Here is a 26144-nt window from a genome sequence, read left to right as displayed (position 1 = left end):
TTTGCTTCTTTTTGCGCCTCTTTGCGGCCATACCTCCGGCATCTCCCATCACTCCTCAAACTCCGTGTAATGCCTCCTCCTCGGCGGCTCCGTCACCATCGCCTTCTGCTTCCAAAACGTAGCCTGATGCAGGTCTTTCTCACAGCCCACACCTTCCAGATAGCACTGCGAAAGGCTCTTCATCGCCTCCACCACACCCTCTTCAGCCGCAGCTTTGATCGCCGCAAAGCCAGTCCTCCGTTCCTTCGTCGTCTGCCCGTGATTTAAGAGCACCATGCCCGCCAGATTCTTGGCAGGCGGAAAGGTCTCCACCACGCGTGAGAGCGTGTCGTACACATCCTGCCACAGCGCCGGATCATGCTCCGCTTTGCGCCACAACAGATGCGCCGCCAGATACGCCTCCAGCGGATGCCTGGAGCGTCTCATGAACGCCAGCACCAGCGTCCCCGCCTTCTCGATGTCCTGCGGCACCCCTTGTCCCTGAAACAGCGCCTCGGCATAGTAGAAGCGCGCATCCCGCCGCTGCCCTGCCTCGAATGCCTTCTGGTACAGCGCCACACTGCGCGCCGCATTCCGCTGGAACCCATAACCCGCCGCATACAGATGCCCCTCCAGCAGCATCGCCGACACACTGCCATGCTCGGCAAACTGATGCACCGGCTCCGCCCACGCCGCATCCAGCCACTTGCCACTCATGAACAACTGCCGCGCCATGCGGTCACACAGCCTGTCCGCAAACGGCTGCCAGAAACTGTCCTGCGGAAATTCATACATCGCGTTCACCAGCACCGTGAGCGCCGGCTTGAAATGCGTCATCCACCTGCTCCGCATGCGTAAAGGCAGGCTTCAGCTCCCTCAGCGACGCAGCGCTCACAAACTGCTCCTTCGTCGGCAGCAGCTCGGTCACCTCAATGCGGTCGCTCGCATCCGTGATCCTCCAGTGGTCCGCCAAATCACGCTGCACCGTGCAGACCAGCACCCCCTTCCCCCGGGCAATGCGTTCACCGCGCTGCACCTCAAATTGAAACGGCTGCGTGACCTTGATCAGATCAAACGTCTCCAGCTCCGCCTGCGCTCCCGCCACCACGCCGATGCGCCGGAGCGGCCAGCGGTCCCGCATTTCCTCCTCCTGCCGCAGCAGCACCTCCATCGGCGGATGATCCAGCGTGAAAAACTTCCCCTGCCCCGCCGCCACATGCTCCAGCAGCCGGGCCACCGACACCTCGTTCCATGAGCGCACATACGCCGCCACACGCTCCAGCGCCCCCTGCTTGGCGGAGAGCTTCCCCGCAGCACGCTTGTCTCCCGCCACCCGCGCTTTTTCAAAAGCCGCCAGCGCCAGCTTGATGTCAGGCTTCGTGCCGTTGCCCTGCTCGTAGCGTTCCCCCAGCGGCATCCAGGCAGAAGTCTCCCCCAGTTTCGCCGCCAGCTGCAGCTGCTTGAAGGCACCCTCCGTGTAGCGCGCCGGATTCTCCTCATCATCCACCACACTCACAAAATCACGCAGCGCCTCACGCCGTCCGCCTTCCACCGCCTTCTGCAGCAGCACCACCCCTTCCTCTCCAAACGTGCCCGAAGCCCGCAGCGCCAGCGCCAGCTGATGCATCGCCGCCAGATTCCCCTTCTCCGCCAGCGGCATCAGCATCTGCGCAGCCAGTTGCGGAGCCCCCACACGCAGCAGGTCCTCGCACGCCCGCACCGTCACCTCCGGCGCAAGCGCGGCAGCAACCACCGGCGGCAGCACCACCTCGGGTTTCGCCGCAGAGAGCTGATCCAGGTGATGTGGCCAGTAAACAATGCCCGCGATCATCGCCCCGCAGAGAAGCAAGCCCGCCAGCACCAGCTTCGACGATTCCTCCTCATCCGACGGCGGCGTCGCTTCCACCATCGCCTCCACCGCCGGAGTTGGCAGGCTGGCAGGTTGAGACGGCTGAAGCACCTCGTTATTCGGTGACGAAGCAACCTCCAAAATCACCTCCCCCACCCGCTGTCCCGCGCGTGGCCTCAAGGTGATCGGCTTTAGCAAATACCCCCGCCGGCTGGGTCGCGGCCCGGCAGCCACCCCTTCGGCTCCCACACCAGATTCCACCTCAGTTCGCTCCTGCAAGGGCACCTCCTCCCCCTCAGCGAGATCCACGTCAAACACCTCCCCGCCAATCCCAAACTTGAACGGCACATTCACCTCCAGCTCGCTCGAAATCACCCCATTCACCGAGAACTGCGCCGCCGCATACAAGCCGATGATTTGAAACGTCCTCTCTCCCGTCCGGTACAGCACGCAGTGCCTCGGCAGGATGCCCTCCCCTTCAAATGTCACATTGCATTCCGGCCCGCAGCCAAACGTCAGCGACGCATGCATCGGACACGAAATCCGATGCTCACCGTCCCGATTACTCAATGTCAGAACCGCCAAGGCCATCCGAGCAGTATGCTAAATAACCCTTTAGCGTCGAGTCGGCATTCCACCAAACAACCTAGGACATCCTTACTTTCCAGCCCCCAGTTCCCGATAGTAACGCTTCACCAGATCACGGAACTCAGCCGGCACCGGATCACGATCCACCGGCGCCAGATTCTTCCCCGCATCCTTCTTCGAAAGCTCCTCCACCACACGGTCCCGCAGCTCCATCAGCGGCTGCGTGATGCGCGTGTTCAGGTTGGCGACCTGCGGCGCTTCATTGCTGCGTTTGAGTTCAATGCGGAGCGCACGCGCCCGATCCTGCACCTTCGCCGCCTCATTGCGCAGTTCAGGATTGTTCAGAAGCTCCTCCACATTGCGCAGCCGGTCGCTCCATTGCTCGTAGCCGCTTCCAGTAAAGACCCCGCTGTCAGGCTGCTCCTTGCTGTCGTCAAAGAACAGTGCCTCAGGCACAGCCCCCCCGTTGATCTGTGGACGTCGGCGGTCATTGTCCGAATCACGATCCCCCGTGATGCCAAGCCCCCTGTTGGAATCCGCCGTCTGCGCCTGTGCCTGCCCCCGGCCTTGACCACGCCCCTGATTCTTCCCTTCTCCGGGTTGCTGTCCCTGACCAGGTTGCTGCCCATTCTCCGCCGTCTGCGGTTCGCCCTGCCCTTGGCCCATCTCTTTGCCTTGCCCATCTTTACCCGGCTGCTGCCCGGGCTGGCTGCCCTTCGGTTGCTGCGCTGATGCTTGCCCCTGACCTTTGCCTTCTCCATCAGCATTCGGCTGCTGTCCGCCCCGCCCCTTCTCCCCAGGTTGCATGCCTTGCCCCGGCTTCTGCCCGTTCTCAGCAGTCTGCTCACCTTTGGCCTCACCCTGGCCCGCTTTGCCCTCCTTGCCTTGTCCTGGCTTCGGCTCCCCTTCGCCTGGCTTCTGACCTGCGCCCGCCATCTTCGGATCCTGCGGCTCACCTTGGCCATTCTTGCCTTCACCTTCTTTGCCCGGCTGCTGACCTTCCCCGGCCATCTTCGGTTCCTTCCCCTGACCTTGGCCATCCTTGCCCGGCTCCTGCCCTTGCCCATCTTTTCCGGGCTGTTCGCCTGCACCCGGCTTCTCACCTTTCTCAGCACTTTGGCCATCCTTGGGCTGCCCGTCTTTCCCCGGCTGCCCCTCTCCCGCCTTGGCTCCCTTCTCAGCAGCGTTCGGCTCCCCGGCATCCGCCGTCTTTTGTCCTTCTTGTCCCTTCTCAGCAGTCTCCTGCTCCTGCGCTTCCTTGATCAGTTTATCCAGCTCATTCTTCGCCACACGCAAAGCCTCGCTCTCACTGCCCAGCACGCTTTCAGCCGCCTTCTCCACGCCTTTCCTCAGCTCCTCCACCGCATTGGCCGCTTTGCGCTCTGCATCCTTGGCTTCCGCCTGCGATCCATACCGCAGCTGATCCCGCGTCTCCTTCAAGTTCTCTTCCAGCCCGCTCGTCTGCGCCTTGCGTACCGCGTCGTAAAGATTGCGGTGCAGCAGCGGCTCGCTCTCCTCCGCCTGCTCGCTGAGCTGCCTCATGCTGTTGAGCAGCTTTTCCACCTTCTCCTGCTGCTCCGCCACCTGCCGGCTCTGCGCCGCATTCTGCATGTTCTTCTCGATGTCAGACCCCGCCTCCTTCTGGTTCTCCAGCGTCTCGCTGATCTTCTTCTCGTTCTCCGCCGCATCACGCGCCTGCTGGCGGATCTGCTTCACCTCCTCGGCAAATTTCTTCGAAGTCTTCTGCCGGAAATCCTCCTGCATCTTTTCCAGCTCACGCTGCGCACGCGTCGCGGAGTTCGCCGCATCCGCCAGCTTTTCTTCCTTCAGCTGCTCCGCCGCCTCGCTCACCTTCTCACGCGTCTTGTCCAGCTGCTCCTTCGCCTCCGCCATGTTCTGTGCGTTCTCCGGCTTCTCCATGCGCTCCTTGAGATCATCCAGGTCGCTCAGCAGCTGTTCCTGCTCCGCCTGCAAACGCTTGAGCTGGTTGTCCAGTTCCTGCTTCTCCTCCTCCGTCTTCGCCTTGGCGATCTGGTTTTGAAGTTCCTTGATCTTCTCAGCCAGCGCCTCCTGCCGCCGCGCCAGTTCCTTCAGCCGGTTCAGCACCTGCAGGTTCTCCTGCTGCTCCGCCGTCTGCTCCTCGGTGGCGGCCTTCTCCTCTTCGTAACGCTGCTCCTTCTGCTTCAGCTCCAGATCCATGATCTGGTTCTGGTTCGCCTGCTGCCCGGCACCGGGCGGTGGCGGACTGTTTTGGCGGATCACCTGGTGCTCCCGGCTCTGCGCACGGTGCAGCCATTCCAGCGCCGTCTGCTCAAAACTCAGCGCTTGATTCAGCGGCGATCGCTTCTTCTCCGCCGACGCTTGCTGCAGCGGCCCCTGCGCATCCTTCAGGCTCTTCCACGCCTCCGTCAGCGACTGCTTCACTTCCGCGTCCTCGGCCTTTTCCATGCCCTCTTTCACCTGCTCCAAGGCGATGCCCACCGACTGATCCACCACGTCAATGTCAGGCGTCGCAGCCTCAATCACCCGCCCGGCATTCGTATCGCGAATGATCTTCCAGGTCGCATTCACAATTTGTTTCACCAGGTCCACCAGCTTGTCGCTCTGCGCCTTCGGCTTCCCCGGCTCGCTTGGCGGAGCCTCCATCTCTCGAAAGATGTCCTCGTAATGCCGCACATCGGCAAAGAACATGTCGCTCATGCTCCGCCGCACCTCCCCCTTCGGCCCCGTGTCCTCCGCCCAGAGATAATAGCTCACCAGTTGCCGTGGTTCCGCGTGCTCTTTTTCCAGCGCCAGTTCAGCACGCACATCCTGCTTCTTCAGCGGTGCGGTCACCGGGTGCTTGAAAATGATCTCCTTGCTGTTGCCGTTGATGCTAAAGACCGCCCCCGATTTCGTCACCCCCAGATCATCCGAGACCTTCGCCTCCACCGGCAGTTCTTGAATGCTCGAAACCTGCAAATCACGCTTCGGAAACACCACCTCGATCTTCGCCAGCTGATTCGACTGCACCGTCACCGTAAACCACGGCGGATTCTTGTTCCCCCGCTCCGCCTCATCCACCAGATGCAGCCGATACTTCTGCGTCTTCTCCGCCATGATGACGCCTTCCAGCACCATGGCATCTCCGGCTGAAGTCGTGAGCGGGATCACCGTCTTGTCCTCTCCAAAAAGCTCCGCCGCCGTCAGATGCGGCGCAAAAGGTGACACATCCTTGCTCACCGCACCACCCGCCTCACCGCTCGCGATCAGCGGCTTGTTCACCTTGATCTTCCACACAATCTTCGAGCCCTCCAGCGCCGTCACCTTCCGCGTGTTCTTCGTCTCCTTCGCAGGCAGTTTCGTGTACTCCGGCGGCGTGACAATCACATCACTGCCCACCAGCACGGGGAAATCAAACACGGTCAGCGTGTGCACCTGGGATTTCTGATCCGCAAACTCCACGTGGTATTTCGCATCACGCTCCACCTTGTTGATCATGCCGCCAAACACCTGCTCATCCACCGTCAGGCGCATCGGCAGACGCTCCTGCTCCTTCCCATCCGCCTCGCTCACCACCAGCGTCGCATCCGCAGGCACCGGCCCGTTAAAACGAGCTTCAATGATGAGACGCGAACCGCGTTCCAGCTCCGCATCCCCCGGAGTCAGCGTCGCTTGAAATTCCGTCGGCCGGATTTCTTCATCGACCTTATTTTTCACGACCTCGGTTTTGTGCTGTGCCGACTGGAAGCGCAGCGTCATGTCCGTGGCCAGAAAAGCGATGATGGCAATCACCGCCCCCACCGCCGCACGCGTGTAAGGCTTGTTGGCCACCGTGACCGGCCAGTTCTGCGTCGCCGCATGCGCCAGCGCTCGGTCAATGAGCCGCTCATGCAGGAAACCGGTCGGCGCATCAGCCTCCGGCTCATGCTCGATCGCCGTCAGCAGCAGCGCATTCAATGATGGATGCTTTTCCTCAATGACACGGGCGATGTCACGATCACTCCAAATGTGACGCCGCCCTTTGATCCAGGCAATCAGCCCAAGCACGATGAGCCCCACCATCGACCAGCGATCAAGCCGCTTCGAAACAGCAAAACCATTCAGCGTGGCCAGCAGCAAGCCGCCCCTCACCACAACACCCAGCGCGAACACAACAGCGAGGTGACGCATGAGCCGCGCGAGACGCAACGCCTCGCGAACTTCGGCAATGCGGGCTTCAAGAATGGTGCGTGCGATCATGGTGGTGTCATTAACGGTGTAGGAAGCAGGAATCGTGCGAGCCAGGCGCCAGCAAAGTGGTCCGCACAGTCCCCTGTGCGGCGCTCCGCCATCTCCTGCCACCCCGCAAAAAACCAACGCCTCTCCCAGCGACTGAGGCCGCCAGATCGGCATCTATGTTTCGGCTCTCTGCCATAATACAAAATCGTCAGTTTTAAGCCCGGCCATCACAGGATTGCGCGCGATGTAAGCACGAAACTTCTCAAATGAAGCTTCGTTGCGCACAAGATGATCGAAGCTCTCATCTTGCCAGAAACGACCGCTGCGCTGCAAGCACTGATTGATCTTGAGCGCAGTCCACTTCTTCCATGACTCAACCTGCTTGAGCATCGCATCCCTCGCGAGACCTCCGACCAGAAGATGCACATGATTCGGCATGATCACATAGTCACCCAGCACATACCTGCCGCCGTCGAAATGATGCAAGGCCTCAACCACATGACACGCCACCACGGAATTCTTCAAAACGCACTCCCCATGACAGTCATCCAGCTGATTTTCCAAAGCCCGGGCAAACTGACGAAAATCATCCCTTGCGGCATCGTCGAGCATTTCGAGATCGATTCTCCAGTCTTTGGCGCTGGGGTTGATGTCATGTGCTAGCAGCCACCTGTCACGATCTTCCCGCCAGCGCAGCCACACGTCTCGCGGAATTGAATCCGCAGTTCGCCAGGTGATGAAGTATGTGGAATGCGCCTGATCCCAATGCGGCAGATGCCCGCGAGTCATCGTGATCTCCGCAGCCGGATTGAAAAACTGAAAACTAGCAGTCATGCAATTCATTGAGGAAGCCAACGGTTTAGGCGGAGCCCAGTCAAGCTGGGGAGTCCCGCACAAGGGACTGTGCGGACCACTTTGGAGAGCCGCCGCGCCCCGCCACCCAAGTTTCCAGCACAAGAACAGCCAGCAGCATGAGAAGAATGTACCACCACGACTGCTGCCGCTGCTCCGTGTCAGTCGCCGTAAGCCGCTCGTCCGTGGTTTCACCGGCGGCACCACTGTCAGCAGCACTGGAAAGCTTGATGCCATATTCCGCCAGCCTCTGCGCGGCCAGTGGCAGCACACGCCCTTCATCCGGCGGCAGATTGACGGCGAGAACCTGGGTATGGCTGGCGCTTTGCACCTTGTACAGCCCGATCCCAGTCGTGGTAAAACTCTCGCCAGCCTTGAGACTGTGCGTCTTGCCGTCCGGCTCCGTGATGGTGTACGCGGAAGCGGCATCCAGCGGCAGGTCTTCCCCCACCAGCAGTGTCGCAGCAGGATCATGGCTGAATCCAGCCGCCGCCAGCCAGCCATACAGCAGCGGCACAAACTTCGTGCTGAGCGCGAGCTGGCTGTCACTCGGCTGCCAGCCTGAAGCCATGACAATGAGCGTCCCCTTCCCGATGCGGGCGCTGAGGATCGCAGGCTGACCGTTGTCAAAGCTCGCCAGAGTTTCCAGCTTGTTGCCCGCATCTTTGACCTCGATCTGCCGATGCTTCCAAAACCGCAGCTTGGTAAAGTCGCGCAACTTCGGATCACCAAAGGGCTTAAGCAGCGGATGCTCCGTTTTGACATCCGCCAGCATGCGGTAGTCGTCATTGGCATCCCCGTCCTTGACGGTGATGCCAGCAATCCCAGTGAGCGTTTGAAGCAGGGCTGCATCGGCAGAAGAAGAGACGACCTCCACCAGAAACCCGCCCGCACTGACAAAGTCGCGCAAGGCGGCATGCGTCCCAGCAGCCGCCGTGGCGCCCGAGATGACGAGCACGTCCGGCTTCTGCGCCGGCATCGCCTTCCCCGCCGTGAGCACCGGCGCCAGCGTGGCCGTGGGCTGCAGCGCTCGTGCCAGATAATACAGCGGCGCAGCAGCCTCATCCCTCGTGGCCTCATCACCCAAAAAGTGAATCCGCACCGCACGCGGCTGCGGCGGGGCGATGAACAGCCGGTTGTCGAAATCGTATTGGTCACCCGTGAGAGTCAGCGTCGTCGCACTCGTGGAATTCGGCGGCGCCGTGAGAATGCGCGAAGCCCCCGCCGGGATCTGCGCCGTGATGCTGTCCGTCTGCGGGCCTTTCTCCCACGCGAGCGTGAAGTCGCGCAGCGCCGAATCACGCGTGTTGCTCAACCGCACGCGAATGAGCGCATCCGCATTCCCCTCCTCGTCCCGCGCGGCCAGGGCAATCGACAAATTGTCATTCGTCGCAGGCTCCAGCCGATGCACGTTGAGCATAAGTTCCGCAGGCCAGGCAATCGTGCGCAGCGCATCCAGGTGCGTCCCCTCCTGCAAATCCGTGATGAGATGAATCCGCTTCTTCAGCTTCGCCGTGCTCGCATCAAACGACGGCACCGCTGCGATTAGCGCACGATCAAGCTGCGTGCCGCTCCAAGTCGGCGCCAGCGCAGACAGACGGCTTTGCAGCGCCGCACTGCGATTCGCCGGCGCGTTGCGATCCTCCTCAAACGTCCATACCTGCGTGAGTTCCCGGTCAAAAACCGCCAGCGCGATCCGGTCCGTGATTTTCGCCTCTTTAAAAAGCCGCTCCGCCTCCGCCAGCCCCCGCTTCCACAAATCATCCCGCCTCATCGAAGCACTGCGATCCAGCAAGATCAGCGTCGCCCTGTCGGCAGATGAGGCCGTAGCACTTTCACTCTGCAAAAACGGCCGCGCAAACATCAGCGCCAGGAGGATCAGCGCCAGACACCGCAGCGCCAGCAGCAGCCAGTTCTCCAGCCGCCTCTTGCTCACCGGCACCGGCGTGCTCGCATCCAGAAACATCAGCGTGCTAAACTCCACCCGGTCCTGCGGTGGCCTGCGTCTCAGGTGCAGCAAAATCGGCGCGATGATCGCAGCGGCACCAGCGAGGTAGAGTGGAAAGAGCCAGGACATGCAGATTAAATGATCAAAAAGTGAAACGCTAACTCAGGCCGGAATCCTCCTCTTCCTCTTACTCCTACTCTTCCTCCCGGCGACATGCAGCCCGCGCAGAATGAAGAAAAGTAAGAGTAAGAGCAGGAGAAAGGTTTCACACAGCCACCCTAGCCGCCGCAGACTTCGAAGCCTTCTTCCTCTGCCGCGCACTCAGGAAATTGAACAGCACCTCCTCCAGCGGCTGGTCCGTCGGACAAAAGTGATACTCCACATTGTGCCGCTCCGTCGCCTGCAGCACCGCCTCGCGATGCGCCTGCAGCCGCTTCAAGTAGTTCTCCCGCACCAGCTGCGGATCAATGAACCGCTCCGCCCCCGTCTCCGCATCCCGGAAATACGCCGACTTCTCAAACGTGAAATCAATCTCCGCCCGGTCCATCAGGTGAAACAACACCAGGTCGTGACCCATCGCACTCAGCAGCGCCAGTTGCTTCTCCAGATGCTCCACCGGCGCCAGCAGATCCGTGATCAGGCAGATCATCCCCCGCTTCCTTAGCAACTCCGCCAGTTGTCCCACCGACACCGCCAGCGACGTCCCCGCCGCCTTCGCCGGCCGTTCCAGCTCCGTGATGATCCGCCGCAGATGCCCCGGTCGATTCCTCGGCGGCAAGTGCTCCTCAATCCCATCCGCAAACGTCGTCAGCCCCGCCGCATCCCCCTGCTTCATCAGAAACGAAGCCAGCGTCGCCGCCAGCGTCGCCGCATAATCCGCCTTCGTGTACTCCGCCGATCCAAACCCCATCGACTTGCTATGATCAATCACCAGCTGGCACCGCAGGTTCGTCTCATCCTCAAACTTCTTGATGTACGTCCGGTCACTCCGCGCCAGCACCTTCCAGTCAATGTACCGCGGATCATCCCCCTGCACATACGCCCGATACTCCGAGAACTCCACCGAGAACCCATGATACGGACTCCGGTGCATCCCCTTCCAAAGCCCCTCCACCACCACCCTCGCCCTTAACTCAAGCGACTTGATGCGCATCAGCGCGGCAGGATCAAGAAAGGAGGCCTGTGAACTGCGGGGGGATGTTGGGACAGGATTCACAGAATTTCAGAATGATACAGGATTGGTTTTGAAGACTGCGAGCGAGCTATCGAGAGTTCTGGTTTTCGTCTGGTTCGTAAATGTCCGCCAATTCAGACTCTGTGTACACGGATGGCTCCTCATCCGAATCTTCTGCGATGAACTCTCTCCATAGAATTTCTGAGCCATCTTCGAATGGTTCAAAGATCGGCACCAAGTCGGTAAGGCCTAAAAAAGTAGGTCGATCATCAAAAGCTTCATTGCCATTGGCTGCACTTCTAGTCCCAAGCGCCACAGCCTTATGGAATGCTTCACGCCAATCTGTTGCCCGAATGAGCAGATGGTTTTCCCAATACACGACACCTTTGCGGGATGCCGAGCCTTCTCCATTTTCTACGCGTGATGCCGAAGGCTCTCTTCTCTCCATCAAGGCAGCAAGCCACCAGCCGGTTGGGCTCACCGGCGTTCTGGGTTTGATAAAAGACATTTCGGGCATTTGGAATTATGTGGTCATTCGGGTTTACTCATTCGTCATTCTGACCTCTACGCCTTCACGTGTTCAATCAACTTCCCAATCACCTTCTCCACCGTCACCCCCTCCGCCTCCGCCTTGTAATTCACCAAAATACGGTGCCTAAACACCGGCAGCGCCATCGCCCGAATGTCCTCCACGGTCACATGCGTCCGGTTATGCAGCAGCACCCGCGTCTTCGCCCCCAGCACCAGGTTCTGGCTCGCACGCGTGCCCGCGCCCCAGCTCACCCATTGGTTCACAAAATCCGGCACACCTTCACGCCCCGGACGTGACGCCGCCGAAAGCCGCACCGCATACCGCGCCACATCTTCCGCGATCGGCACCTTCCGCACCACCTGCTGAAACGCCAGCAGCTCCTCTCCGGTAAAAAGCCGCTGCACCGGCTCGCCCTTGCCCGCCGTCGTCTTCGTCACCACCGCCACCTCATCGTCCTCACTGAGGTAGTCGATCACGATGTTCAGCATGAAGCGGTCCAGCTGCGCCTCCGGCAGCGGATACGTCCCCTCCTGCTCGATCGGATTCTGCGTCGCCAGCACAAAGAACGGCTCCGGCAGAGGCATCGTCTTCCCGTTCACCGTCACCTGATGCTCCTGCATCGCCTCCAGCAAAGACGCCTGCGTCTTCGGCGGCGTGCGGTTGATTTCATCCGCCAGAATCATGTTCGCAAACACCGGCCCCCGGCTGAACACCAGCTTTCTCCCTTCCGGGCTGTCCTCCAAAATTTCCGTCCCCGTAATATCTGAAGGCATCAAATCCGGCGTAAACTGAATCCGCTGAAAGCTCAGATGGCACACATCCGCCACCGTCTTAATGAGAAGCGTCTTCGCCAGCCCCGGTGCCCCCGTGATCAAACAATGTCCCCCGCTCAGCAGCGCGATCAGCATCTCATCAATCACATGCTGCTGCCCCACAATCACCTTCCCCACCTCCGCAAACAAACGCTGCCGCGCCGTAGAGAGCATCTCGACGATCTGGCGTTCAGTAAGAGTGGCAGATGACGGCGGAAGGTCAGAAGGAGCGCTCATGGAGTGTGTTTGTATCAAACAGCGCCCACGATGCCAAGTTTTCATCCACCACGCAGGAACACAAGATTGGTACGAGCGACCGCTCAGCAGCCGCGGAACAGCTCAATCGCACAATTCATCAGCACCAAAGGTGCGACCTATCGTAGCCCAGGGCACCGCCCTGGGTTTCTGCGCACACCATCTGGAAAGCAAACCCAGCAATCCACCGCATCCCAAGCCCACCAGCAGCGACGGCCCTCAGCCCCGCCGCACGCCTCCGGCCAATTTACAATTCTCAGTTTTCAGTTCCCAGTTTGCAGTCCCTCTCACCTTGCCATTCACGCACAGTCCTCACTTCGACCACGCCGGCTCCGGCTCCCACGTCTTCTCCCCGTGGCCCACGCCAATCAGCTCCTCTTCCTCCACCTCCTCCGTCTGCTCCAGCAACGGCGCAAACCTCTCCGACCTAAACCCCAGCTCCTGCTTCACACTCGAATGCGGATCATCCGGATTATTCAGCTCCTTCAGCAGCAGAAGCAGGTCAAACTCCGCCCCCGCCAGCTTGATCTCCGCGTCGTCATTCACCACAAACTGCGGGTTCGATCTCCCCGCCCTCAGCGCGCGCACCGTGTAAATCTCATCCTTCTTGGGCAGGGACTTATAAAGATCAAAAACCCAGGGATCGAATTGATCATCAATGCAGACAACTTGCTGGCCGGTCTTGAACATGAATCAGAGATAAAAAAAGAAGTTACGGTTACACAAAGAAGATGCCGTGCTCGCCGGCGATCTCCACAAGACGTCCCATATCAGGTCCGCCCTCTTTCGCAAACTCCACCGCACACCGGTCAAAGAAGTTTTCAAAACCCGACGGCACCGTCGTGATCAGCATCTTCAGCGGCGTCTGCCCTGCATTACGGAAGCAATGCACCACCCCCTTCGGCATAAACACCGCCGTTCCCGGCACCACCGCCGTCCACTGCCCGTCCTGAAAAAACTCCGCACTGCCCTCGATCACATAAAAGTTCTCATCCTCCCGCGTGTGGTAGTGCGGCGGCGGTCCGCCACCCGGATGCGTCGTCTCGATCCACTGAGTGAAACGGCCGCCCGACTGCGCCCCCGTGATCACAAACTCCACCTGATCTCCAAACACCGCCATCCCCCGGCCCTGCCCGGGCTGGGTGATGACAGGCACTGCCTCATTCATGGTACTCATATCCCGCGACCCTAGCGCAACCCACCAAGCTCGCAACCCATTGACATACCACCGCCATTCTGACGTACACTCCTTCCACCATGAGAACGCTCCGCCTCGCCGCCTGCCTGCTGCTTTCGCTGTCCCTCCACCTCCACGCCGAGGTCAAGCCCGCCGCCAAACCCATCCGCGAAAGCATGGAGGCCTTCGTCAAAGACGGCTCCCTCTCCGGTGCGGTCACTCTCTTCTACCACGACGGCAAAGTCGTCAGCGAAGAAGCCGTCGGCCTGCGTGACATCGCGTCCCAGTCCCCCATGACCAAGGACAGCCTCTTCTGGATCGCCTCCATGACCAAACCCATGACCGCGCTGGCCGTCATGATGCTGCAGGACGAAGGCAAGCTCAGCATTGACGACCCCGTCATGAAGCACCTGCCCGAGTTCAAAGGCCAGATGCTCCTCAAGGAAAAAACCAAGGACCAAACCGTGCTCGTCAAACCAGCACGCCCCATCACCATCAAAGACCTCCTCACGCACACCAGCGGCCTCGTCAGCAATTCACCGCTCGACGCCAACGCCCTGGACGTCCTCACCTTGAAGGAAGCCGTGATCACCTATGCGCTCTCCCCGCTGCAGTTCGAACCCGGCTCCAAATGGTCCTACTGCAATCCCGGCATCAACACCCTCGGCCGCATCATCGAAGTCGTCAGCGGCCAGGACTACGCGAAGTTCATGGAGACCCGTCTCTTCCACCCCCTCGGCATGCACGACACCACCTTCTGGCCAAACCCAAAGCAGCTCGCACGTCTCGCCACCAGTTACCAGCCCTCGGCAGACGGCAAAGGCCTGGAGCCCACCACCATCCGCTATCTCACCGCACCCTACTCCAATAAAAAACGCTCTCCCTTGGCCGCAGGCGGACTCTTCTCCACAGCCGCAGATCTCCTCAAATTCTACACCATGGTGCTCAACGGCGGCGAAGCCGACGGCAGGCGCTACATCTCCGAAAAATCGCTCCAGCAGATGACCACCAATCAAACCGGCGATCTCAAGGCCAGCTTCACCGAAGGCATGGGCATGGGGCTGGGCTTTCACATCGTGCGCCAGCCCACCGGCGTCACCGCCATGCTCAGTCCCGGCACCTTCGGCCACGGCGGCGCTCACGGCACCCAGGGCTGGATCGATCCCGTCACCAAATCCATCTACATCCTCCTCATCCAACGCGCCGGATTAAAGAACGGCGATGCCTCCCCCATGCGCCAGGCATTCCAGGAAACGGCTGCTGCCACATGGCTTAAGCCCTGAGAAGTTCACTCAACTCTCCAACGCGCTCTCACCGCAGCGCCTTCTCCCACTCCCCCTCCTTAAACCCCACCAAAAACACCTTCTTCCCCGCATCCACCGCAAACGGCCGCTTCACCAGATTCCCATTCCCCGCCAGCAGCCCCAGCGCCTCCTCCGTGCTCATCCCTGGCAGCGTGTCCTTCAGCCCCAAGCTCCGGTAGTCCATCCCCGACACATTAAACAGCCGCCGCACATCCCCCTCGTACGCCGCCAGCATCCCCTTCAGTTCCACCACACTCGGCGGCGTCTCCCGGATCGCGATCTCCTCAAAAGCAATCCCCCTGCCCTTCAGCCACTTGATCGCATTCTTGCACGTCGAACATCCGGAATAAGCGTAAACTTTGAGCATGGTGTAAATGAGGTTGTATCCTGCCTTTGAGAGAAGCGCAGATTGAGTCATTGCCAATTCGAATGACAAAGTCCCGATGACAAAACTTGCAGCTTCACGCCGCCATTTCGCGGCGTCGTTCGGGCTTCGTCGTTTGCCATTGTTTCGTCATTCGGATTGACTCATTCGTCATTCCCTTGCTCTCCATTCCCCTGCCAAAAACCATCTCCTGATCGCGCCCCAGCATCCAGCCTACCCCACCACCAGCTTCATCCACGGCCCATACTCCTCCGGCACCTTCGCCTCAAACGCCATCGGCTTGTCGTTGATCGGATGGTTAAACGAAAGCCTCCACGCATGCAGCATCAGCCGCGGCACCCGCACCCGCTGCTTGGTCGGATTCGCATAGATCGGATCGCCCAAAATCGCACACTGCAAAGACTCCCGCATATGCACCCGGATCTGGTGCGTCCGCCCCGTCAGCAGTCGGCACTGGATCAGTGCGCAGCCCTCGTCCACCGCCAGCCGCTTCCACTCCGTCACCGCATTCTTCCCCGCCCCGTCCAGCAGATTGCTCATCCGCTTCCGGTCCACCGGATGCCGCCCGATCGACGTCTCGATCCGCCCGCTCTCCTCCTTCGGCACCCCGTTCACCACCGCCAGGTAGATCTTCGAGATCCGCCTCTCTGAAAACGCCTCCGTCAGCCGCCGGTGCGCGATGTCATGCTTCGCCACCACCATGCAGCCGCTCGTGTCCTTGTCCAGACGGTGCACGATCCCCGGCCGCATCTCCCCACCGATCCCGCTCAGATCCTCGATGTGGTGCAGCAGCGCATTCACCAGCGTCCCGTCCGGATTTCCCTCCGCCGGATGAACGACCAGCCCCGATGCCTTGTCCAGCACCACGATGTCGCTGTCCTCATACAAAATCGTCAAAGGAATGTTCTGGGCCTTGATCTCCACTTCCGCTACATCCGGCACCGTGAGACTCACCGCATCCCCGCATTTGAGCGTCGCCCCAGCCTTGACCGCCTTCCCGTTCAGCGTTGCGTGTCCCTCCTTGATCAGGTCCTGCAATCGCGAGCGCGACATATCCGGCAAACGCCTCGCGAGGTGTTTGTCGAAACGATCTCCTATATCCACTGTTTCACTGATGAGCCAATCCACCGCATAAACTCAACATTCGAATTAATAAGGCAAACTGTAATTTCTGGCATATCGAATGCGTCCCTGCTACTGACAACACTCGTCCCCCTTGATTCTCGCCCCTCCAGAACAGTCTTTTTTGAGCACCTGCCCGGTGTGTCAGAAGCAGATTGATGTCACCTCCCTGGAGCCCTTCACCAAGCTCAAGTGCCCCTTCTGCGGCCAGATGGTCCGCGTCCGCCGCCGCTTCGATCAGTTCATGATCGTCCGCCAGATCGGCGAAGGCGGCATGAGCCGCGTCTTCGAGGCCGAAGACGAAACCCTCGGCCGCCGCGTCGCCCTCAAAATCCTCAACCGCCAGTACTCCCGCGACTCCATCCGCCTCGAGCAGTTCCGCCGCGAAGCCCACATCACCGCCAATGTGACGCACCCTAACGTCATCAAGCTCTACTCCGTCGGCTATGACCAGGGCTACTTCTACATCGCCATGGAGCTCGTCGGCGGCGGCTCCCTTGAGCAGCGCATCCGCCGCGAAGGCCACCTCAAAGAAGACGAAGCCCTCCGCATCGGCCGTGAAGTCGCCGAAGGCCTCCGCGCCGCCCAGCAGCTCACCCTCATCCATCGGGATGTGAAGCCTGCCAACATCCTCTTCACCGAGACCGGCACCGCCAAAGTCGTGGACTTCGGCCTCGCCCTCTTCGTCGATCGCGGCGGCGATCAGTCCGGCGAAATGTGGGCCACCCCCTACTACGTCGCCCCCGAAAAAGTCATCGAAAACAAAGAAGACTACCGCAGCGACATCTTCTCCCTCGGCGCCACCCTCTATCACGCCATGACCGGCAATCCGCCCCACAAGGCGGACACCAGCGCCATCGAAGACCTCCGCCGCATCAAGTCCAAGCGCGTCACCCTTGGCGAGTCCGGCCTCCGCTTCTCCCCCCGCACAGAGCACGTCATCAATGGCATGCTCTCCTTCAATCCCGAAGACCGCTTCGCCAACTACTCCGAAGTCGTCGATGAAATGCGCCTCGCCGAAGGCCTCCTCGATCGCGGCAGCGTCCGCCGCCGCCTCGTCAATCGCCGCACCCGCCTCATCGGCCTCATCGCCGCCGCCATCATCATCGCCTACGGCATGGGCTGGCTCCTCCGCGAAGGCGGAGAGCGCCGCAACGTCCGCGCCATCCAGCTCGCCACCGCCAATGAACGCGAGCTCGACGGCTCCGGCGTCACCCTCACCGCAGACAAAGCCAACAAAAAAACCGTCTCCGAGCGCTTCACCGAGGCCCGCCAGGCCATGCTCGAAGGCCGCCAGTACGCCACCGCCGAAGACAAGTTCGTCACCCTCGCCAAATCCAAAGACGTCCTCCAGCCCACCGCCAACTGGGCCCGCTTCAATGCCGCCCTCTGCAGCATCATGCTCGATCGCAAAAAAGACGCCGCAGACCAGTTCGCCAAGCTCGCCACCACCCCGGATCTCAACGGCCTCGCCCCCTTCTTCGCCAAAATCCAGGACCGCATGTCCCACGACTTCGGCCTCGGCACCCCGCTCCATTCCCTCGACTACAAAACCACCAACGAAGAAATCCTCGGCTACCTCGTCCACGGCCTCGCCGAATGGCACTTCGGAGATGCCCTCCTCGGCGCCCAGGAGCTCGAGCACTTCCAGAAACATCTCGCCGAAACCCAGCAGCCCCCCACAGCCGCCTCCGCCGCCACCCTCGAGTGGCTCACCCTCTACAGCCCCCTCGTAGACCGCTACAAGCCCGACTTCGCCCTCGTCCGCGGCGCCCTCCAGCCCAAGCGCTCAGGCACCATCCCAGAGCTCCGCACCGCCCTCGCCGAAGTCCAGCAGACCCGCAAAAACCTCAAGACCAGCGGCGCCTTCCTCCGCTTCCTCACCGACCTCGAGACCAGCTACCAGCGTGAGATCTCCAGCATGACCCTCGAAGAGCAGCAGCGCCAGATGAAGGAAGACCAAAAGCACCGTCAGGCCGATCTCGAGCTCCTTGCCGAAGTCAACGCCCTCGTCCCCTCCCTCGTCCAGGGCTACGACTACACCCGCGCCATCGACCTCCTCAGCGGCACCCGCCTCGAAACCGCAGACGTCCGCACCGCCCTCGACGGCCGCCTCTACCTCTACACCCAGTCCCGCGACTTCATCCGCCAGCTCACCACCGATCTCACCACCAAAGGCTGGACCGGCACCATCACCCGTCGCGAAGGCGGCCAGCTCACCGGCAAAATCACCTGCAACGCCGCCGGCACCCAGATCAGCGTCAGCCTTGATCGCGGCACCCTCACCCTCCCCCTCGAAAGCCTCACCCCCGAGACCCTCATCGAGATCGCCCAATCCCTCGGCTCCCAGGTCACCGACTCCACCGACTACTACCGTCGTCAGGAAAACACCGCCGCCTTCGCCCGCCTCACCGGCCTCCTCCAGCTCTCCACCACCATCGCCGCCCAGCTCATGGAAGAAAACTCCTCCTTCCGCATGCGCTGGATGAAAGTCATGGCCGCCGGCATCTAAGAAAGTAGTGCGAGCAATCCTCCCTGCTCCGCCGCATTCGTTCGTAGTTCAGGCTTTCTTGTCCTTCGTAGCTTTAGCGAAGAGGGAAGCCAGTGGAATACGCCATCGAGAAGCCCAGTCAGAAACTCGCATCCCTGAACGTACTCGATTCCGACGCCAGCATCGCCGAAGTGAAAAGCCCCGTGACAAAAGCCAGCCGATCACAGCCGCCAGTCTCGGAGTCCTTCGTGCCAAGCACACCCGCAGCATCGCCCCCGCCCGCGCTCTCGCCGCCGAAATGCTCCAGCTCGAACGCAGCCTCAGCGACCTTATCAACCAAGCCTACGGCCTCACTTCCGAAGAAGTGCAGCTCATGTGAAACACCGAACCGGATGCCGTTTACTGAACCGTCAAAAGTGAATCTGCCGCAGCCTGGATGAAGCTGATTCGCATGATCCATCCCCCCCCTCCACCAACTAACACACCATGGGAATGCTCCAAGATTTCACCTGCCCGGCCTGCGGCCTACAGGGGCATGTCTCCGGTGGCGAGGACTGCGGAATGATCGCAGCCACGACGACCATCTACTGCAAAACCTGTGACACTCTGCAGGATGCCACAGTGGAGAAATGCCGTGTTTCTGTGCCCGCCCGCCGCATCAAACCCCGCTGCGAAAAAAGCAGCCTCCACCCCATCAAGCTCTGGAACAAAAACGAAATGTGCCCCCGCTGCGGTCAAAGCTCGCTCGCCTTGGACGAGCGCGGCATCGTAACTATGTGGGATTGAAAAACGGGCGGGAGCATCCAAAATACCCACCTTCGCGGCACCCGCGTCAGTCTCGGCAAAAAGTTGGCAGACGTGTGTAGAGCCAGTGGAACTCCAGCCCTGTTCTCATCTGCGTCGTAGTCCCGGTTGACTTTCAGGGGAAGCCGGGCCGTCTCTCTTTTCTGGCTGGCTACCCATTTCGGGATGGCTGCAAGGCTCTTGCCATCACTTCTCCAGAGGCTGTTCTCACACGGTCATCCGCTCCATCATCGCCGCGCAAAACGTATAGTGGCGGTGCCTGTAGACTCTGCTGAATCGGGATCTTCACAGAGTTCATCGGATGGCCCTTCGTTGCACCTTTGCAGCCAGCCACCCTGGCGGGTTAAGCAGCAGGATCAAACTCAGCCACGAGTTCACCAAGCTTAATCCAAAAATTCTGAACGGCCTCAAGATGGGGTCAGGGTGCAAATTCTTGACAAATTTTTGACCTTCCCAAGGCCTGAATTCAGTCCATTCCTCTGCCAATCCATTCCCTTGCCTTTCACAACACCGCCGCACGATCACAGCTCGTCCTCCACGGCCAAAGGCGCTCATTTGCAGCAATCACCATCCCAAATCCGGCATTTTCTGAATGCCTTCATTAGCGTTTCATCAGCGTCAAATCAGCGGTTAAAAAGTCTCGTTCCATTCACGACCCGGCACCAGCACTCATCAAGCAGTCGGGTTTGCATTTTTTCTCACCCCCTTTTTGCGCCCCTCCTGTCCTTCGTAGCTTTAGCGAAGAACGGATTGCGGCCACCCCTCCGGCTCCCAAAACAAAACCCCGCCTGCCTCACGACAAACGGGGTTCTCAAAACTTCACTTCACCGCATCACGGTTACTTGATCTCCTGCGCCCAGAAGATGTGCCAGTCGTCCAGGTTGTTCAGATCCACCGCACCTGGATTCACGCTGCCGTCATCCGCGATGCCATCCGCATCCAGAATCGTCTTCCGCGTCTCATCACTGTGGATATAGCCCGAGATCGCCTGGTTGTGCTTGAAAATGTTGCCCTTCGTCAGGTTCACACCCGGCTGCGCCTTGATCCAGCTCTCAAGCTGCGGATAGCTCGGCTTCGTCGCGATGAACGCCTTGAACGTCTCGATGTTGATGCCCAGCGCATCCAGCGTCATCTGGTCATACCCGCAGCCAATGCCCGGATAATCAGCATGCAGCTTGCCCGCCGCAGCCAGGGAAGCCTTCTGCCACAGGCGCGGAAGATGAAGAACACCAAGGGGACCGGCGATGCCGGAGCTGATAAGAGGAACAATCTGGCTCATGATTAGAATGTAGGTTGGATTTTGATTCAGTGACCATTCGCAACAGCGAACGAGCCCCCGACTTTGACGGCCCCTCGCAGCAGCAGCAAGAACAAACGCTCCATCCACATTTTTTGAGCCAATTATCCCTCAAACACCCGCAATTTTTTCACACCTCCCAATCCCCATTCCAAAAAATTCGCGGCCCTTCGCGCCCATTCGCGTTTTAAAATCTCCTCCCCAACTTTCGACTCATCACCTTCTTTTCCCTCCTCACCTTTTTGCGCCCCTCTTGCGCCTCTTTGCGGCCAATCCTCCGGAACTCCGGCCAACCATCCCCTCCCCTTTTTCCTCCTCTTTCCACTCTTTCGGCCATCCCCTCTGCTCCTCCGGAACTCCGGCAAAAAACAACCGTCAACCACTGTCAACAATCGTAAACCACCATAAACTCCCATCCCCCTCCCCACCTCTGCTCCCTCTGCCTCTCCGCTCCTCTGCGGCAAAAACGAACGTCCCTAAACCCCTCCGGCCACTCCCGCCAAGCCTGCAAGACAGTCGAAGCCAAACACTCTGAAATCATAGATCGTAAATCATAAATTTACCCCGTCCCCCCTCTGCATGCAAAGCCCCCTTTCCCTCACGCTGGCCACTCTCCTCGCCCTCCCCTGCCTCGCCGCTGACGAAAAGCCCGCCAAGGCACCCAAGGCGGCTCCCATCAAATCCCCCCTCGAACTCCACCGCTGGTCCGGCACCCTCAACGTCCCCGACCCCGTCGCCGTCACCGTCGATCCCCAGGGCCGCATCTACGTCTCCGCCACCACCCGCCGCAAAGTCGCCGACCTCGACATCCGCGAGCACACCCAATGGATCCCCGATGACGTCGCCCTCACCAGCGTCGATGAAAAAGAAGCCTTCCTCAAACGCGAGCTCGCCCCCGGCAAAACACGCCTCCCTCGCGGCGGCCTCGCCGACCACAACAAAGACGGCTCCATCGACTGGAAGGACCTCACCGTTCACAGCGAGCGCATCTACCAGCTCCGCGACACCGACCACGACGGCACCGCCGACAAAATGACCGTCTTCGCTGAAGGCTTCAACAGCGTCGTCACCGGCATCGCCGCCGGCATCCTCTACCACGACGGCTGGGTCTATGTCACCGTCGCCCCCGACCTCGTCCGCCTGCGCGACACCAATGACGACGGCGTCGCCGACGAGCGCGAGATCGTCGCCCACGGCTTCGGCATGCACATCGCCTACGCCGGCCACGACATGCACGGCCCCCGCGTCGGCCCCGATGGCCGCATCTACTGGAGCATCGGAGACAAAGGTGCCAACGTCACCAGCAAGGAAGGCAAACACTTCTACTACCCCCACGAAGGCTGCGTCCTCCGTTGCGAGCCCGACGGCACAAACTTCGAAGTCTTCGCCCACGGCCTGCGCAACGTGCAGGAAATCGCCTTCGACGACTTCGGCAACATGTTCGGCGTGGACAACGACGCCGACCTCCCCGGCGAGCGCGAGCGCTTCGTTTACATCACCGAGCGCAGCGACTCCGGCTGGCGCTGCAGCCACCAGTATCAGAAAGCCGACAGTCGCTGGATGCGCGACGGCATCTGGCAGCCCGCCCATCCCGGCCAGCCCCTCTTCATCACTCCACCATTGGCCAACTACTCCAACGGCCCCGCCGGCTTCATCCACGAACCCGGCACCGCCCTCGGTGCCTCACTGCGCGGCCACTTTATCCTCGACCAGTTCCCCTCCGGTCAGATGACCGCCTTCCAGATCGTCCCCTCCGGCAGCACCTTCAAGATGCAGAACGAGCGCCTCATCCACTCCGGCCTCATGGGCATCGGCCTCGCCCTCTCTCCCACCGGCGAACTCATCATCGCCGACTGGGACGGCGGCTACCCCCTCGATGAAAAGGGCGCCATCTGGTTCGCCGACGACCCCACCGGAAAAAACAGCACCGAGCGCCAGGAAACAAACAAACTCCTCAATTCCGACAACCTCGACGCCACCCACCTCTCCCATCCCGACCAACGCGTCCGCCTCCACGCCCAGTTCACCCTAGTCAAAAGAGGTGATTACACCGTGCTGCAAAAAACAGCCCACGACAAAAAGGCCGCCCAGCTCGCCCGCATCCACGCCATCTGGGGTCTCGGCCAGGGCATGCGCGCCAAAAAAGTCGAAGCCACCGCTCTCACCCCGCTTCTTGCCGAATCCGACACAGAGATTGTCACGAATGTCCTCAAAATGCTCGGCGACATCAAAACCTCCGGCGCGCCCCTCGTTCCACTCCTTGCCCATCCCTCCCAGCGCGTGCGCTTTCACGCCGCCATTTCCCTCGGCAAGCTTCAAGAATCCACCGCTGTCACAGCCTTGCTAAACCTTGCCACCAAAGAAAGCGCCGATCCCTACATGCGCCACGCCATCGTCACCGGCCTCGCCGGCTGTGCCGATGAAGCCACCCTCGCCAAACACACCAACGACAAGCAGTCCCTCTGCTGCCTCCTTGCACTCGCCCGCCAAAAATCGCCACGCGTTGCCGGTTTCCTCACAAATCCGACCCTCGCCGCCGAAGCCGAACGCGCCATCCACGACGACACCGGCATCCCCGCCGCCCTCTCCAAGCTCACCACCCGCCAGACCAGCCGCGGCCTCAACGCCTGCCTCCGCCTCGGCATCGCCGAACCCATCATCAAAACCGCATTACAGCGCAACCCGCTGCAAGCAGAAGCACTGGATGTCCTCCTCACCTTCACCAATCCCCCACGCCTCGACCGCATCGACGGCATGGCTCACCAAACCGCGCCACGCGATGCCAAAGCCTTCGCCAATTTGCTGCAACCCCACCTCAACGCCCTCCTCGCCATCCAGGACGGCGCACTCAAAGCCAAAGCCGTCGAACTCCTCACCCAGCTCCAGTTGCAAGTCGCCGCTCCCGTTCTCCAGCAGATCATCTCAGATGCCACCGCTCGCAGCACCTTGCGCGCAGAAGCACTGAAACTCATGGCCTCGCAACACGCTGCCACACCCGAGTTCGCCACCACCCTCGACCTCTCCCTCGCCAAAACCTCCCCCGCTGAACTCCGCCGCGAAGCCCTGCGCCAGCTCTTCACCCACCAGCCCGACCGCGCCATCACCGAAGCCGCCGCCGTCCTTGCCGACGGTGACACTGCCTCGCAGCAGCTTGCACTCTCTCTCCTTTCCACGTCCAAAGATGACACCGTCATCACCCAATGGCTGGACCGCCTCATCGACAACAAAGCCCCCGCCGCCATCCTGCTCGACATCCTCGAAGCCGCCGCCACCCGCGAATCTTTGAAACTCAAAATCGCTTCCCTGCAACTGGGTGCAACGGAACTCCTCGAAGGCGGCGACGCCACCCGCGGCAAAGACATCGTTACCAACAACCTCGGCGCCAACTGCATCGCCTGCCACACCGTGGAGGCCAAAGAAGGCAGCCAGGTCGGCCCCAACCTCAAAACCATCGGCAGCCAGAAAGACCGCAAATACATCCTCGAATCCCTCCTCAATCCCCTCGCCCAGATCGCCCCCGGCTATGGCCTCGTCACCCTCACCACCAAAGACGGCAAATCTCAATCCGCCGTTTTAGGGAAAGAAGACGCAAAACATGTCACTTTGAAGCTCCCTGATGGCAAAACACAGAACATCCCCCGCGACCAAATCGCCACCATCACCCCACCCATGACCGTCATGCCCCCCATGCTCGGCATCCTCACCAAACCCCAGATTCGTGACGTGGTGGCGTATCTGGCTGCACTGAAGGGCAAAAAGAAGTAAATCACATCGGCCCCGGCGGCAGTTCTTCTTCCAGCATCGGCACAGGGACAGCCGAAGGCGAGCCGGAATTTTTACCGAGACGCCCGCTGTAGAGGTCGATGGCCCGCTTCGCGATGATGTCGATCACGGCAGGCTGGAGAGTGCGGGCGGCGACATTGGAGACGGCCATGCCAGCCCACATGATGGGGGATTTGAAGCGCAGCACCTGCCAGTAGGGCAGCAGGCGCTTGTACCACTTGTTGGCCGTCTGCAGCCTCTCGTGCGTGGCGATCTTGTGGGTCATTTCCCAGGTTTTCAGCGCTGTGCTGGCACTGACATCCACAAGGCGTCCAATGGAGCGAGTTTGCAAAAAGTCCGCCACATCCATGGCAGCCAGATGCACGGCACGGGAGAACTGGCTGAGACCGGGGGCGAGCAGCGCCTCCGCTTTGCCGGGATGGTAGATGGCCGCGATCTCGCGCACCAGCTTCGGCACTTCATCCACCAGAGGCGGCAGCCACTCGGGATTGAGGTTCTTCTGCCAGCGCAGGCGGTTTTTGCAGGCCTCGACGGCTGCATGGGCCTTTTCGTCCGCCAGACCGCATTCGGGATAGACGAAACTTGCCAGCGCATGCCGTGCCGCACGCAAATCTGCAGCGAAACGCAGGAGCTTCCAGATCACAATCGACGCTGCGCCGATGAGGACGCCGGCAAGGAAGGTCAGGATGTGGCCCCAAGGCATGCATGTACGTGAGAGCACCCCGGGCAGGGTGTCAAGATGACGAAAGTGGCGAGACAGCCTGCTTGCGGCGGCGGGATGACACGCCATAGATGCGCCTCTCACCATGTCCTCCATTTTCGAACTCTTCTCTCTTCAAGGCAAAACCGCTGTCGTGATCGGCGGCACAGGCGAACTCTGCGGTGCGATTGCCGAAGGCTATGCATCGGCGGGGGCGGAGGTCGTGCTCGTCGGGAGGGACCAGTCCAAGGCCGACAAGCGCCTGGAGACCATTCAAGCCGCAGGCGGACGGGCCTACTTCGTTTCCGCTGACGCCAGCCGCAAAGCCGACCTGCAGATTCTGCTGGATCAGGTGCTGGAGCGTTCCGGCGGCTGCCACATTCTGATCAATGGTGCGGGCGTGAATTCTGCCACGCCTTTCCTCGATATTCCAGAAGAGGAATACGACCGGATCATGAACATCAACACCAAGGGCGTGTTCCTGGCCTGTCAGGTGTTCGGCAAATACTTCGTGGATCACAAGGTGCCAGCCTCCATCATCAATCTCGGTTCCATGTCCGGCCTGCTGCCGCTGAGCCGCGTGTTCACGTACTCCATGTCTAAAGGCGCAGTGCATAATCTCAGCAAGAACCTTGCGCGTGAATGGGCGCCTCTTGGCATCCGTGTGAACACCTTGGTGCCCGGCTTCTTCCCTGCCGAGCAGAACAAGAAAGTACTCACGCCCGACCGCGTCGCCAAGATCATGGGCCACACGCCGATGAACCGCTTTGGCGAAGCCAAGGAACTCGTGGCCGCAGCGCTGCTGCTCGCAGGTGCCGGCAGTTCCTTCATCACCGGCCATGAGATGGTGGTGGATGGCGGGTATTCTTCGCAGACGATCTGAGATTTGAAT

At 60.5% G+C, this 26144-nt stretch carries 20 protein-coding genes; 5 read left to right on the top strand and 15 right to left on the bottom strand.

The genetic code is table 11. The annotated features are described in order from the left end of the window. Positions 1-48 precede the first annotated feature (48 nt). The 10 genes from ACILSL_RS08710 to ACILSL_RS08665 all read right to left on the bottom strand — a co-directional run bounded on the left by ACILSL_RS08710 (position 49) and on the right by ACILSL_RS08665 (position 13357). Entirely contained in the window at positions 49-816 is a 768-nt protein-coding gene (locus ACILSL_RS08710; protein WP_395731618.1) for a tetratricopeptide repeat protein, read from the bottom strand. Beyond that, positions 767-2359, bottom strand: coding sequence for a hypothetical protein (locus tag ACILSL_RS08705; protein WP_395731617.1), 1593 nt, complete (start codon positions 2357-2359; stop codon positions 767-769). Before ACILSL_RS08705 ends, ACILSL_RS08710 begins: the two co-directional genes overlap by 50 nt. A gap of 126 nt (positions 2360-2485) precedes the next feature. Further along, positions 2486-6637, bottom strand: a complete 4152-nt coding sequence (locus tag ACILSL_RS08700) for a hypothetical protein (protein ID WP_395731616.1) — start codon at positions 6635-6637, stop codon at positions 2486-2488. A 153-nt stretch (positions 6638-6790) separates the two neighbouring features. Continuing rightward, entirely contained in the window at positions 6791-7450 is a 660-nt protein-coding gene (locus ACILSL_RS08695; protein WP_395731615.1) for a transposase, read from the bottom strand. Between the two features lie 40 nt (positions 7451-7490). Beyond that, positions 7491-9545 (bottom strand): vWA domain-containing protein, encoded by a 2055-nt coding sequence (locus ACILSL_RS08690; protein ID WP_395731614.1) that lies wholly within the window; start codon positions 9543-9545, stop codon positions 7491-7493. Positions 9546-9681: 136 nt separating this feature from the next. After that, positions 9682-10632, bottom strand: coding sequence for a DUF58 domain-containing protein (locus ACILSL_RS08685; RefSeq protein ID WP_395731613.1), 951 nt, complete (start codon positions 10630-10632; stop codon positions 9682-9684). A gap of 46 nt (positions 10633-10678) precedes the next feature. Beyond that, positions 10679-11098 (bottom strand): DUF4288 domain-containing protein, encoded by a 420-nt coding sequence (locus tag ACILSL_RS08680; RefSeq protein ID WP_395731612.1) that lies wholly within the window; start codon positions 11096-11098, stop codon positions 10679-10681. Between the two features lie 56 nt (positions 11099-11154). After that, entirely contained in the window at positions 11155-12171 is a 1017-nt protein-coding gene (locus tag ACILSL_RS08675) for an AAA family ATPase (protein ID WP_395731611.1), read from the bottom strand. A 330-nt stretch (positions 12172-12501) separates the two neighbouring features. Then, the gene (locus ACILSL_RS08670; RefSeq protein ID WP_395731610.1) at positions 12502-12879 is read right to left on the bottom strand and encodes a hypothetical protein; all 378 of its coding nucleotides are present in this window, start codon (positions 12877-12879) and stop codon (positions 12502-12504) included. 28 nt (positions 12880-12907) lie between these two features. Then, positions 12908-13357 carry a cupin domain-containing protein gene (locus ACILSL_RS08665; RefSeq protein ID WP_395731609.1) on the bottom strand — a complete coding sequence of 150 codons (450 nt, stop codon included), beginning with the start codon at positions 13355-13357 and terminating at the stop codon, positions 12908-12910. 89 nt (positions 13358-13446) lie between these two features. Here ACILSL_RS08665 and ACILSL_RS08660 point away from each other — a divergent pair, with 89 nt between their 5' ends. Beyond that, the gene (locus ACILSL_RS08660) at positions 13447-14649 is read left to right on the top strand and encodes a serine hydrolase domain-containing protein (protein ID WP_395731608.1); all 1203 of its coding nucleotides are present in this window, start codon (positions 13447-13449) and stop codon (positions 14647-14649) included. Positions 14650-14677: 28 nt separating this feature from the next. Here the strand turns inward: ACILSL_RS08660 and ACILSL_RS08655 are convergent, their stop codons facing one another. Further along, positions 14678-15037: an arsenate reductase family protein gene (locus ACILSL_RS08655; protein WP_395731607.1), complete on the bottom strand. Its 360-nt coding sequence runs from the start codon at positions 15035-15037 to the stop codon at positions 14678-14680. Between the two features lie 231 nt (positions 15038-15268). Further along, on the bottom strand, positions 15269-16159 hold the full coding sequence (locus ACILSL_RS08650) for an RluA family pseudouridine synthase (protein ID WP_395731630.1): 891 nt from the start codon (positions 16157-16159) through the stop codon (positions 15269-15271). Between the two features lie 142 nt (positions 16160-16301). Here ACILSL_RS08650 and ACILSL_RS08645 point away from each other — a divergent pair, with 142 nt between their 5' ends. Continuing rightward, positions 16302-18689 carry a serine/threonine-protein kinase gene (locus tag ACILSL_RS08645; protein WP_395731606.1) on the top strand — a complete coding sequence of 796 codons (2388 nt, stop codon included), beginning with the start codon at positions 16302-16304 and terminating at the stop codon, positions 18687-18689. Between the two features lie 118 nt (positions 18690-18807). Here the strand turns inward: ACILSL_RS08645 and ACILSL_RS08640 are convergent, their stop codons facing one another. Continuing rightward, complete coding sequence (locus ACILSL_RS08640) at positions 18808-19128, bottom strand: hypothetical protein (RefSeq protein WP_395731605.1); 321 nt, start codon at positions 19126-19128, stop codon at positions 18808-18810. Between the two features lie 26 nt (positions 19129-19154). Here ACILSL_RS08640 and ACILSL_RS08635 point away from each other — a divergent pair, with 26 nt between their 5' ends. Next, positions 19155-19454, top strand: coding sequence for a hypothetical protein (locus ACILSL_RS08635; protein ID WP_395731604.1), 300 nt, complete (start codon positions 19155-19157; stop codon positions 19452-19454). An 856-nt stretch (positions 19455-20310) separates the two neighbouring features. Here the strand turns inward: ACILSL_RS08635 and ACILSL_RS08630 are convergent. Then, the gene (locus ACILSL_RS08630; protein WP_395731603.1) at positions 20311-20751 is read right to left on the bottom strand and encodes a DUF5069 domain-containing protein; all 441 of its coding nucleotides are present in this window, start codon (positions 20749-20751) and stop codon (positions 20311-20313) included. Between the two features lie 597 nt (positions 20752-21348). Between ACILSL_RS08630 and ACILSL_RS08625 the strand changes: the two genes are divergently transcribed. Beyond that, the gene (locus ACILSL_RS08625) at positions 21349-24534 is read left to right on the top strand and encodes a PVC-type heme-binding CxxCH protein (protein ID WP_395731602.1); all 3186 of its coding nucleotides are present in this window, start codon (positions 21349-21351) and stop codon (positions 24532-24534) included. A gap of 1 nt (position 24535) precedes the next feature. Here ACILSL_RS08625 and ACILSL_RS08620 read toward each other — a convergent pair whose 3' ends face one another. Further along, positions 24536-25255: a hypothetical protein gene (locus tag ACILSL_RS08620; RefSeq protein ID WP_395731601.1), complete on the bottom strand. Its 720-nt coding sequence runs from the start codon at positions 25253-25255 to the stop codon at positions 24536-24538. Positions 25256-25358: 103 nt separating this feature from the next. On the opposite strand from ACILSL_RS08620, the gene ACILSL_RS08615 reads away from it, so the two are divergent. Continuing rightward, the gene (locus ACILSL_RS08615) at positions 25359-26135 is read left to right on the top strand and encodes an SDR family oxidoreductase (protein ID WP_395731600.1); all 777 of its coding nucleotides are present in this window, start codon (positions 25359-25361) and stop codon (positions 26133-26135) included. Positions 26136-26144: the final 9 nt, after the last annotated feature.

The sequence above is a fragment of the Prosthecobacter sp. genome (assembly GCF_044222345.1).
Taxonomy (GTDB): Bacteria; Verrucomicrobiota; Verrucomicrobiia; order Verrucomicrobiales; family Verrucomicrobiaceae; genus Prosthecobacter.
The sequence above is the reverse complement of the archived record's forward strand: the minus strand, read 5'-3'. Positions and strand labels throughout refer to the sequence as shown.